Here is a 12,771-nt window from a genome sequence, read left to right as displayed (position 1 = left end):
GAAACTATGATGGAAAAAACTTGGAGATGGTTCGGCAAGAAAGACAAGATTACCTTGCCGATGCTCCGACAAATAGGGGTAGAAGGGATTGTCACTGCCCTGCATGATGTACCGAATGGTGAAATATGGACAGTAGAAGCTATTAACGATTTGAAATCATACATCGAATCGTATGGGTTACGCTGGTCGGTAGTGGAAAGCCTTCCTGTTTGTGAAGCAATCAAATACGCAGGAGCGGAACGTGAACAGTTAATTGATAACTACAAAACAAGCCTTGCCAATTTGGGTAAATGCGGCATAAAAACAGTTTGTTACAACTTCATGCCCGTTATCGACTGGATACGTACAGACTTGCAATACCCTTGGCCGGACGGTACCAGTTCCCTGTATTATGACCGCATCCGTTTTGCTTATTTCGATATCCGAATCCTAGAACGTGAAGGAGCTGAAAAAGATTACACTGAAGAAGAACTTCAGAAAGTTGCCGAGTTAGATAAGGTTATCACAGAAGCAGAAAAAGACGCTTTGATTGATACCATTATCGTCAAGACACAAGGTTTTGTCAACGGCAATATCAAAGAAGGAGATAAAAATCCGGTTGCCATCTTCAAGCGGCTACTCGCTTTGTACAAAGATATAGACCGCGATACTTTGCGTGAAAATATGCGTTATTTCTTATCTGCAATCATGCCTGTATGCGAAGAATATGGAGTTAATATGTGTGTACATCCGGATGATCCTCCATTTCAGGTATTAGGTTTGCCACGTATCGTTACCAATGAAAGTGATATTGAATGGTTCCTGAATGCCATAAATAATCCTCATAATGGATTAACTTTCTGTGCAGGCTCTTTGAGTGCAGGCGAGCATAACGATACACGTGAGTTGGCTAAGAAATTTGCAAAAAGGACTCATTTCGTACACCTGCGCAGCACGGCTGCCATGCAAAGTGGAAACTTCATTGAAAGCTCCCATCTTACGGGAAGAGGACATCTGATTGACCTTATCCGTATCTTCGAGAAGGAAAATCCGGGATTACCGATGCGTGTAGACCACGGACGAATGATGCTGGGAGATGAAGATAAAGGCTACAATCCGGGATATTCTTTCCACGGACGTATGCTGGCTCTTGCACAAGTAGAAGGAATGATGGCTGTGGTGGATGATGAGAAAGAACGGCAGATTATATTATAATCTTGCAGTACTGATACAGTACAGAGCTTCGTCAGAGCAATAACCTAGTTATTTGTTTCAAGGCGGGAAATATTTTGTTTCACGGTGTGAAACAAAGTGTTTCGTTACTTGAAACTGATGGTTTCCTGCCTTGAAACTTTAGTTCCAAAGGCTCGAAACTCCAGTTCCAAAAGCGGAAAACTATAGTTTCTAAAGCTGGAAAATTCAGTCTCAAAGACAAGAAACGACCATTCCTCCGGGCCTTTAGTTATGATCATATGTGAGAGTAAATTTTACCCTCACACTACTCTCACCTTTACCCTCACCCACGAAAGTCCGATGGATAAAGGGATTGAGAGCCGGGTGAGAGTGTGAGGGTAAAATCAACACAATCTTTTATTTGTTAGCTACTTTATCCGTATCTTCCCTACAAAATCTTTTTTATCTATATTCAGTTCTTCCAAAGAGGTGATCCGTTTGCCGTTCAACACGATGTTTTCAAACAAAATATTCTCAACCTTCCTATTCTTATCATAACCTTCCATCAAAGAAGGATTGATATATTTCCCGATACATGAAATATTACGGAACGTTATGTTTCTGACACCTCTGCCGGGCCCTGTGTTATATTTTTGGTTATACATCACCCGAAGATGAAACAACTGTCCTTCCTGAATATGCTCCACACGAATATCCTCAAAAGTAATGTTTTGTGCCAGATTGTGATCTCCTACGTTGATAGTCATACAGCCTTGATAATCACGATCGTCCTCATCATGTTCCAAGATATCGATATTCTTGAACAATATATCTTCTAAAACTTCATCTCCTGTTTTCGTATTTCCATGTGTACCGATATTGATGGGGTGAGCAATATCCGCCCATAGTGTAGAATTAAGTACACGGATATTACGAGAATCTCCATAATAATTCCAACGATGCGTATAGATGGCTATACAGTCGTCTGAATTACGAAGAAAAACATCATCAATCACTACATCCGAGCAGGACATAAAATCCAATCCGTCACTCCAGCCCTGATAACTGAATGATTTCAGGTTTTTGATAGTGATTCCTTGCGATTGCCCACCGGAAACAGTGTAGTGACGGGAGTTGACGACTGTAATTCCATCAATCAGTACATTCTTGGAGTATGCCACCGATATTCCCTGCTGCGGTTCAAGCAACATACCGTGTCCGAGAATCTTTACATTCTCTACGCTGTCGCAAGTCAGGCAACCTTTCAGCACCGCTCCACCTTCCAGATAGACAGTCGTGTTGGAAGGAATACGGAAGCATTTGCCTGCCACATCAGTGGGTTCGTGTATACCGGACTCAAAATACATCACATTCGGATCATTCTTATCAGGCACATTCTCAATGATCGGATTGGCAAACACATGCAGATTATTCAAACGGTCACCGTTGAACTCTACAGAGAGCTTTTGCGGTTTATCCAATGTGAACAGCAGAAAATTTCCGTCTATCTCCGGCTGAATGCCTTTGGATAACGGACGCACTACTGCTGAACGGAGTTCTCCGTTATTCTTTTGCACCAGCACTTCCACTTTACCGGAAAAATCAAACTGTACCATGGTTGCATCCGACTTGGTATCCATATCCACCTTTACATTATATTCATAAAGGTCTACCCAATCTTTTTCACCCACTTGACGTACCTTTACTGTGTAGTCGTCGTTGTGACGGGCATAGTAGATACCTTGTGGCACCGGATAGATGACAATTTCTGCCTGTATAACTTCTGAAGTCATTACAAGTAAAAATGTAAACGCTATTCGTATCAGTCTATTCATTTTAAGTTGTTCATTTATTTTGCATACATCAATGTACCAAGTCCAAGTACATCATATCCGCCGGAATTAGCATCATAATAACCGCCGCCTCCTTCTATTCCTACATATTCGGTAGCAATCTTAGTGTATTTGAGATTATCATCCGAGATGTTTTTTACCCCTTTGTAATGATAGTAAGGCAACGCCCATATCGCACGTTTGATCCATTTACCGTCACCAAGTGCTGTTTGCTCTTCCGGAATCGGATATCCCCATTGACTCTGTTTTTGCCATATATAAGTAGTATATGGTACAGTCTCATTGGTGTAATTACAACAAGCGGCATATTCGCAAGCCCGCATGAACAGATTGTCATCATAGGCAAAGAAATCGTCTCCCTGACTCCATGCCAACTGGCAAATAATTCCCATCAATCCGACACACATCAACGTGTGCCCTTGGTCACGTCCACTCTCCTGCCATTGAGCAAAGTTATAGTCCGGTGCATAATCGTGATAGATAGCACGACGTAAACGTCCGTTTGTATCACCAGTCTGCAAATGGTCGATACCTTCGTTATAAATATCACGACGATCGGTAACGATGCCGATAGCCATTTTAGCCGCTATATTACAAAGACACCAGTTAGCCCAATAATGTAACGCATTCGTATCGTGATGGCGTTTCAGAAAATCGTCATTGGCAGGATAGAACACTTTAAGTAACCAATTCTGGAAAGCTGCGAAGTCCGCACGGTCCCATCCTCCATAGTCCCTCAATAATTCACCGGCAATAGCAAATTCATAACCATAAAGTCCTGCGGCAAGAGATAAATTCGTATTACCCGTTACACCGACGCAAGTCTGTACCCACTTATTCAAATTCTCCACCGCTTTTGCCGCATATTCATCATCTTGTTCAATCTTCCAACGAAGCGCTTGCTGATATGCGATAGTAGCTCCTCTGGCTGCATTCATATAATTTTCATCACCGGAAATTCCACGTTTAATCCATTCCGTAGGATAAGTATCTGCCGTCTTCTGCGAAAACTGACTTTCTACTAATAATTGATAAGCACTTACCCAAGGCTCTTCTCCGGCAGCTTTTTTATCCCGGATACGCTGGAAATCTGCCTCCGTATGCAACCCTTCATGCAGCATGGGTTCTGTTGACGGTTTAAGTTCAACCTGTTCCAAATTTACGTTATTATCAGGAAGGGGAATTTTATTCAAATCAGTTTCCACATTGACACCCGGAAGGTCAATGCCGTCACCACATCCTGCCAAAAACAGGGTAGCGAATACTGCAGCTATGTAATATATCTTTTTCATCATACTTTTGGTTTAATGGTACACCGCATCTACCATTGATTACGGTGTACCCAATTATAGTTTATTGCTCTACTAACTCTAATTTGAAATTATCTATCTTAGCCCGTCCTTGTTTTACTGTAATCGTACAGACAAAACCAATGACCACATCGGTAGGCTCTTCCACAAGAATATCAACGACTACATCACCCGTACCGGAAATAGAAGCGTTTGCCAGACTCTTACTTGGTATATCACTAGTATTTGCCATCTCATTGCCTTTACAAACCGCAACATAACCGGTAAAACCTCTACCGTCATATTCATAAACGTGTGCCGTCAACTTATATTTTCCTTTTTGAAGATGAGAAGTCTGATATACCTTACCATCATTTTTAGGATTGTCAAATCCCCAATCTGTTTGTAAAGCCAAACCTGCGTCACTTCCATCACCATATTTCGTTTTAAATGCCAAATCAACAGCAGCACCTCCTTCACCGGCAGTCAAGTTAGAGTTCTGAACTATCCAATAAGCGGCTTTTGCCCACTCTCCTTTTTTATGGAATCCATTATCTCCACCTTCTTTTACATAGTCAAAAGGCTGTTTATAATTCATAAGTACATATTGAGAAATATCTCCATCCGCCGGCAGAGGTTGTAATATATCACTCTCTACGGGCTGTGTAATGCCTTCAAACACCATTGTTACTTTTCCACCATTGAAACCTTGCGGAACTGTTACTGTTATAGCAGTCGTAGTAATCTCTTTAACCGCAACAGGTACGGATATTCCCTCAAAAGTAACTGTAACAGAATTCTTATCCGTTCCAAAACCTTTTCCTGTAAATGTTATTTCCTGTCCGGCTTTTACTAATGTACCATAAGGATAAATATACGGTGTTTCAACGGAAGTGATTTCCGGAGTTTCCCAAACCTCAAATGTGCCCGATTCGCCCATCTCTATTTCCTTACCCTGAATGATCAGTTTAATCTTCACCGGAGCTTCAGATGAAACTCCTTTTGGAACATTCACTACAATATTACCTTTATCATTCAGTGTCACTTTATCACAAACTGTCTCTCCGAAAAAGACCTGAATATTTTCAGCTTTCGTACCAAAGTTCTGACCAATGATCATTACTTCCGCATTAATATATCCGGCTTTCGTTGAAATGCCTGTTACTGTCGGCATCGGTAATACCGTATATTTCAACTGTGTCCCAATAGTTTCAAACGGAGTGATGACAGTAATTGTATAATCTCCGGCTTCCAACGAAACAGGTACAGTGAGTGGAATACTCTTATCTGTCAAATTATCAGTATCTATTGCAGCTTCTACAGGTTCTCCGCCAGCTTTAGAGAAAGTGACTTTCAAAGGCTCCAACCCCTCAACAGACCTATCCAGCAATTCTTGCACAAGATTGGTTCCTGTTATTGCAAATTTACTGCCTGCAAAACCAGATGGAACCGGTTCGCCTTCCTTAGGAATATCAAGCGTTGCATGCTTCAACACTGTGAAAGGATAAGATGCTAAATCAATCGTTTGTTCTGCCATAACAAGTGTCATGACTCCACTGCCAGCTGTCTCGGGAACTTTGGCTGTAAATTCGGTATCAGTAGGCGTACCCACAATCTCCGCCTTTTCTGTGGAAGTTCCAAAAGTCAAAGTGTATAATGCTTTAGAAGAAACAAATTCTTGTCCTTCGAAAACAATACTGGCACCCGGAAAACCATAGGAAGGTTTCACTACACTAACACCCGGCTTACCAAGTACACGATAAACAAGATCAGTCTCTACACGTTGTCCGAAGACTTCAACGGTTATCTTTCCGTTTGTTGCAGATTCCGGCACTTTCGCAAGAATTGCATCGTCGACACAGGAGACTACTGCTGCCTCCTGGGAACCGATAAAAACTTTCACATCTTCTGTTCTGATACCAAAATCACTACCACTAACGGTAAACTCATTCCCAACATATCCTTCTACAGGATCTATCTTTGTTACAGTTGCCACAGGATCAGTGTAACTCATTGGAACAATTTCTTCGTTATCCTCGTCACAAGCAGCCAATGCGAAAAGCGAGAGGAAAACGGGAAACAGATAGTTATATATTTTCTTCATAATCTTAATTATATTATCACGATGAATTACTCTTTTTTCTTTTTCCACATCATTCAAGAATCAATTTCAATTCTGTTACCTTAAAGTATGAATTGCCTTTGGCCAGAGAAGTAAGGAATCCAATGACAACATCCGTTGTCTCCGCCACTTCAAACGAAGGTGTCACCAACGTACCCGAATCATCATTTGTACCAGCTTTATCATAGACCACACAAACTCCATCTAATTGCTCAATATCAGCCACATCCGGTATATCACTCTCACTATTTCCTTTAGCTATTAATGCAGAAATAAAATTCCCCGCATCATTTACTACCAACGAATAGGCATATGTAACTTCCAATCTATACTTACCAGGACGGAGCGTAGCAACTTGCCACATTTTCCCATTCGCATAAGCTTCCTTGTCCCATCCATTCTGGAACGCTAATGTGAAGCCCTCTGCTGCTTTATACTGCATTCCGGTAACAGTAGTATTGTTTTTTGCATTGAAAGATGCCTTATTCTGATTCCATACTGCCGGAGTCCACCATTCACCGTTCTTCCAATTTTCGTCATTTGCCTTGGCAAACGGCTGCTTGTAGTTTTGGAGGTAAAGCACTGTCACATCACCCTTTGAGTTAGGATTAAACATTGCACTACCTGTCATTGTATATCCATGAATAGTTACAGTCACATTACCTGTCTTATAATCTGCAGGAGTTGTCGCAACAATAGTAGATTCATCCACCAGTTCAAATTCAGCCGGCGTTCCGTTGAAGCTGACAGAAATATCAGATGGATCCGCACCAAAGTTCTCACCTGTTATAGTAACCCTGTCTCCCGTATCAGCTACCCCCTCACCGTCTTCACTATCAGAGGTCACTGTAATGACACGTGGTGTCGGCAATACTGTATAATAACCGATATTCTCCACCTTTTTATTATAAATCTGTAAAGACAGATTGCCTGTTACTGCTGTTTCCGGCACTTCCACTACCAAACGGTTATTTTTGCAATCGAGCACTTTATTTGATTGAGCTTCACCGAAGAAGACCTTCACAGCTTCTGCACGGTCACCAAAATTGGTTCCCGTAATAACTACCTGTGTAGTGACATATCCGTCCGTTGGATAAATGCTCTCCACTACCGGCACAGGATAATCATAAACTCTATACTTGGGATCTTGCTCACAACCGGAGAAAAGTGCGGAAACACAAGCAAGTATTGCCAAGTGAAATGTATATTTGAATAAAAACTTCATATAATCTATGGTATTATACGTTAAACGTTTGAATGATTAATATCCCGGATTTTGTACCAGATTTGAATTCAGGTTGATTTGATTTCTTGGAATCGCCCACAAATAATCTCCCTTAGTAAATGCACAGTCGGATGATTTGAGAAGCACTACACAAGGTAGTTTACCTTTACCTGTCTCTACTTCTTCCGTCCCTTTCGTAAAAATAGCCGGATTGAAAGCACTGGTAGCATTCCCGTTTTCGTCTATAAATGCCGTCGGATAGCTGGCATTACCTACTACCGCACCGCAACGAGACTCATTCAGATTCTCTTCCGCAATACCCCAACGTTTCAGGTCGTCGCAACGGAAACCTTCCATATAGAGTTCCAAAGCACGTTCACGACGGATCTCATCCAGCATTACCTGATTAACTGTCTTACTCGCATTTGCCGGTACTCCTTCCTGAATTCGCTTTGCCAATGCATTTGTCAGGTTGGCAATTCCTGCACGGGCACGGACTTTATTTATTGATTTATTCAACTGGTCATCTGATATTTCACCATAACGTTCCATTACAGCCTCGGCATAGTTCAAGTATACTTCTGCCAACCGAAGTACCGGATAATTGGCCGATTCATCTTTACTTTGGCGTTGAATATCAGTAATAGCAAACTTGGAAACACCATACCCACAGTTCTCAACTGTCAGACTCGTAGCATATGAACCCACATAAGAGGTCAAACGGAAATCCCGGTTCTGAAATTCGTCCCCCGGATTCTTATATCCCTGAAATTTATCAGACATACTGACCGGAAGCCCGTCGGTGCATAAAAACATATCAATTAATTTCCGACTGGGACGCATATCCGTATAAATCACCTGATTCAAAGCAACCTGTCCTTTACGCGTTTCCTGACTATATACAGAAGCTATGATAAATTCCTTGTTCGTCGCTCTTCCTGCACCGGCAGGATTGCTAGCTTCTTCTTCAATATTAAACAGGTAACGGCTACTCATATTTCTCATCGCTGCTACATTATTATAATTCCAAAGAGAATAAACAGCATCCCCCATCACAGTTTCGGATAGTTGAAGAGATTCTTCCAGGAAAGCATTTACTTGATCGGAAGCCGGACCGGCAGAACCTTCAAAATCGGTAGAAGTGCCATTGTATTTACGCCAAGTAGCTTCATAAAGTAACACACGAGCCTTAAATGCCTGTGCAGCCTGTTTGCTGATTTTACCTTTGTCGGCAGAGGTTATATTCTGCTCCAACGGCAACCCTGCGATAGCCTCATCCAAATCGGAGAGAATCAAGTTGACAACCTCATAACGGCTATTACGTTTTCCATATAATTCCGATGAAGTCACGTCGAGAACTTTCGTAACGACAGGCACTCCGCCAAAAAACTTTAATAAGTAAAAATAGTTATAGGCACGAAAGAAATGACCTTCGGCTAATTCTTTTTTAATATCCGCCAAATTACCTGTATAGGAAGAAACTGCCCTCTCAAACATGTGATTAGTGGCACGAATATTACCATAGCAATTATCCCAACGACTATCGTCATTAGGAACTCCCATCACACCGGTTCCTACACCATACGAATATCTGAAACAAGTGGAGAGATCGGATGCTGCATCCATGTGATCGAATATACTTCCATAAGAAGATTGCCATCCTAATAATTGCCCGTAAAGCCCGTTAGCATATTCACGGAAATGTTCCGGAGTCTTGAAGTAAATCACATCTGTCTTGGCATCCAGTGGTTCCAAGTCAAGGAACGTATTCACGCATGAAGAAAATCCCAATGCGCAGGTGCAAATTAATATATAGTTCGTTATCTTTTTCATATCTTCTATTCTGTATTTAATTTTTCATAGCTACTATAAAGTGACGTTCAGACCGAACGACCAAGTACGTGCAAACGGGTATCCACTGTTATTGGAGGCCGCTCCCATTTCCGGATCGAAACCGTCTCGAATACTGGTAGCTTCCCATAAATCATTGCCAGAGAAGTAAACACGTACTTTTTCCAGTTTCACCTTGCGCGTCCATATCTGCGGCAATGTGTAGCCGACTATCAATGTCTTCAAACGGATATAGCGGTTATTCTGCATCATAAAGTCATTATTCTGATAATTCCAGCGTGCAAGGTTTGCATTAGTAGTCAGACGAGGGAATTCCGCATTCAGATTGCTCTCTGTCCATGTTTTGCCCAAATATGTCGGGTTCTGATTGGCGGTACGTGTTTGAAAAGGATAAGCCATCCAGTCATTACGGATAACATACTGCTTGCCGACACCTTGGAACATCGCGTTCACATCAAAACCTTTCCATGATCCTCCCAATGTGAAACCGAAAACAAAATGTGGATTGGAGTCACCGAGGTATTGCAAATCGCTATTCTCATTCCCTGCACCGGAAATCTTATAATCACCATTCAAATCCAAACGTTTGGTATCACCCGGACGCAACCGGCTTGCACTTCCTGCTCCTACACCAGTCAAATCTTCTTTACCCTCTCCATAAAGTGCATAATAGCGATCTACTTCCGCCTGATCTTTAAAGTAACCATCTGTGCGATAAAGGAAGTACGAATTCAATGGATATCCATTCACGGCCGCATTCCAACCGGCCCCATAAGAATCTGCTCCTTCCATCTCTTTCAACAGACTCTTTGTATCACCAATATTAAAGTTGGCATAGTAAGAAAAGTCTTTAATCTGGTCGCGCCATCCGATAGTAAACTCCCAACCTTTTACATTCAAATGACCACTATTCGTTTTAGGAGATTTACCTCCTAATACGCCCGGATAGGTGACATTTACCAACATACCGGTATTATCTTTTATAAAATAATCGAATGTAGCTTTCAAGCGATTATCGAAGAAGTTAAGATCGATACCGAAGTTTTTTTGTGAAACTTTCTCCCAAGTACGGTCATAAGAAATTAAACCACCGAAACCTGAAGATACCTGGTTGGCAGGTATAGTTCCAAAACCGGCCGTCCCAAGAGAGACAGTAGATACATAATCGTAATCGCCCAGCCCAACATCATTACCTGAACTACCATAGCTTAAACGCAGCTTACCAAAAGAAAGAACAGGCTTTAGAAACTCTACAAATTGTTCTTCCGAGAACGCCCAGCCCAAAGAAACGGAACCGAAGCTTTTGAAACGGTAACCAGGAGCAAACTTGGAGTTTCCGTCACGGCGCCCCATCAATTCAACCATATATTTTTCCGCATAGTTGTAATTCAAACGGGCAATATATGAATAGGTACCATTATGAGTCTTTCCTCCCCCCGTTCCCCTGTGTACCTGTAGCCAGATTCAGATCGTAAATTCCGACATCCTCAAACTTCTCACGAGCGGTAACCACTTTTTTAGTCACCCATTTCTCGGCACTGATACCGAACATGGCATCTATGTTATGTACTTCGGCAAATGTACGCTTATATTTCAATAGCCCTGAATAGTATTGATACCGGGAATTGTTTGCCTGTACCAGATATCCCGGCTGATGGGAATCTTTAAAATTCATCACATCTTGCGGAGTACTAAGGGTCTGTGTTGTTTCATACACCAACTTCGCCGTCTGCTCGCCGAACCAATTGTAGCACTGTACCGGAAGCGAATAACGTTCCCTGCGATATTCCTCATTTTGAAAGGAAGCAGTACCCTCGAAAGTAATTCCTTTCCAAATATCCACCAATGCTTTAAAATCAACACGAGTGGTCAGATTCTCTCTCTCGTCACGTCCGCCATCCGTTGTAGCTGCTGCCGCATTGCGGTCACCTACATTACCGAAGTTAGCATACCATTGTCCATAAGGATTCTTAGCCGGAAAGAATGGAGCATCATTCCCGTAGAGTGTACGATCGATACCATGTGTGGGCGTTTCGGTATTTGTTTTAATCATACTGGCTGAAGTCTCCAGTTTGAACCAATCGGTCAATTTGATTCCGTAGTTCAAGCGCAAGTTCAACTGTTTCTGTCCATCATAAGCAGTGGCCAGATTGGCTTGGTTATCGGCATAAGCTAAAGAAATACGGTAATCGGATTTATCCGTAGAACCTGCTACACTCAAGTTATGCTGGTAGGAATAACGACGGGCAAACAATTCATCCAGGCGATTGGCATTACCTACGAACATCGTACCCCAATCGGCCACAGTCGACTCATAAATACCTTCAATGCCTTGAGCCATCTTTTTCAGATTTTCTTCTCCCCAGCCCCACCAGTCATGCTCCGGCATTTCCTTATTGGCTTCCAGCCACATGGTGGCATATTCCTGCATACTGGGAGAGAAAGCCATAATGCCATTAGTGGTGAAACGCATATTGAAGCCATAATCTACGGTGGTCTTGCCCTTACCTTTTTTGGTAGTTACCAAAATAACACCATTGGCTGCTTTCGCACCATAAATGGAAGCTGAACCGTCTTTCAGAACACTAATATTTTCAATATCATCCGAATTTAGATTTTGGAATGACTCTGCATTCAATACAGGTACTCCATCTACAATAATCAACGGACTACCTCCATTGACAGATGTCAGACCACGAATCTGGAAATTCAAACCTTCATTACCCGGACGTGAGGAAGAACGAGTGACTACCAAACCCGGAGTAGCTCCTTGCAAAGCAGCACCGACATTGGTAATGGCACGGCTTTCCAATACCTGGCTACCTATTTGTTCTACCGCCCCTGTCAATGTCGCTTTTTTCTGTGTACCATACCCCACTACAACAACCTCATCCAATGCATTATTATCTTCCTTTAATACTACCTTAAAATCAGAGCGGTCGTGAAGGTTAATGATCTGATCTACATATCCGATATAGCTAATTTTAATTTGTTTGGCATCAGCAGGAATATTCAGTGTAAACCGACCGTCAATATCGGTAATCACTCCTGCATTGCTTCCTACGACCACTACATTACAACCAATCAATGGTTCACCATTCGCATCTGTCACAAGACCTTTGATGATACGGCCTGTCTGGGCTACCATCAAACTCTCTTCTACAGAATCATTTGCATAGAGCAATACACCGGGCGAACCACCCAGCAGCATGGCAAAAGCCAATGCGACTCCTTTTGAACACAAGAATTTGGATTTAATTTCCATAATACTATTAAATT

General features: G+C 42.1%; 6 protein-coding genes and 1 pseudogene. 1 reads left to right on the top strand and 6 read right to left on the bottom strand.

Annotation, left to right across the window (positions count from 1 at the left end):
* The first annotated feature begins 6 nt into the window (after positions 1 to 6).
* A complete protein-coding gene (uxuA, locus tag NXX38_RS15295; protein ID WP_258980053.1) occupies positions 7 to 1,194 on the top strand; it encodes a mannonate dehydratase in 1,188 nt (395 codons plus the stop codon).
* A gap of 386 nt (positions 1,195 to 1,580) precedes the next feature.
* Here uxuA and NXX38_RS15290 read toward each other — a convergent pair whose 3' ends face one another.
* From NXX38_RS15290 to NXX38_RS15265, 6 genes and pseudogenes are all read right to left on the bottom strand, one after another.
* Positions 1,581 to 2,987, bottom strand: a complete 1,407-nt coding sequence (locus NXX38_RS15290) for a glycosyl hydrolase family 28 protein (RefSeq protein ID WP_258980052.1) — start codon at positions 2,985 to 2,987, stop codon at positions 1,581 to 1,583.
* A gap of 14 nt (positions 2,988 to 3,001) precedes the next feature.
* Positions 3,002 to 4,300: an alginate lyase family protein gene (locus NXX38_RS15285; protein WP_148366028.1), complete on the bottom strand. Its 1,299-nt coding sequence runs from the start codon at positions 4,298 to 4,300 to the stop codon at positions 3,002 to 3,004.
* Positions 4,301 to 4,358: 58 nt separating this feature from the next.
* Positions 4,359 to 6,398, bottom strand: a complete 2,040-nt coding sequence (locus NXX38_RS15280) for an IPT/TIG domain-containing protein (protein WP_258980050.1) — start codon at positions 6,396 to 6,398, stop codon at positions 4,359 to 4,361.
* Positions 6,399 to 6,447: 49 nt separating this feature from the next.
* On the bottom strand, positions 6,448 to 7,641 hold the full coding sequence (locus NXX38_RS15275; protein ID WP_148366024.1) for a DUF5013 domain-containing protein: 1,194 nt from the start codon (positions 7,639 to 7,641) through the stop codon (positions 6,448 to 6,450).
* A gap of 36 nt (positions 7,642 to 7,677) precedes the next feature.
* Entirely contained in the window at positions 7,678 to 9,474 is a 1,797-nt protein-coding gene (locus tag NXX38_RS15270; RefSeq protein ID WP_258980040.1) for a RagB/SusD family nutrient uptake outer membrane protein, read from the bottom strand.
* 33 nt (positions 9,475 to 9,507) lie between these two features.
* Positions 9,508 to 12,757 (bottom strand): annotated as a pseudogene (locus tag NXX38_RS15265) (TonB-dependent receptor).
* Positions 12,758 to 12,771 lie beyond the last annotated feature (14 nt).

The sequence above is a fragment of the Bacteroides sp. BFG-637 genome, from assembly GCF_024793605.1.
GTDB lineage: Bacteria > Bacteroidota > Bacteroidia > Bacteroidales > Bacteroidaceae > Bacteroides > Bacteroides vicugnae.
This window is presented reverse-complemented; position numbering and strand designations above follow the sequence as displayed.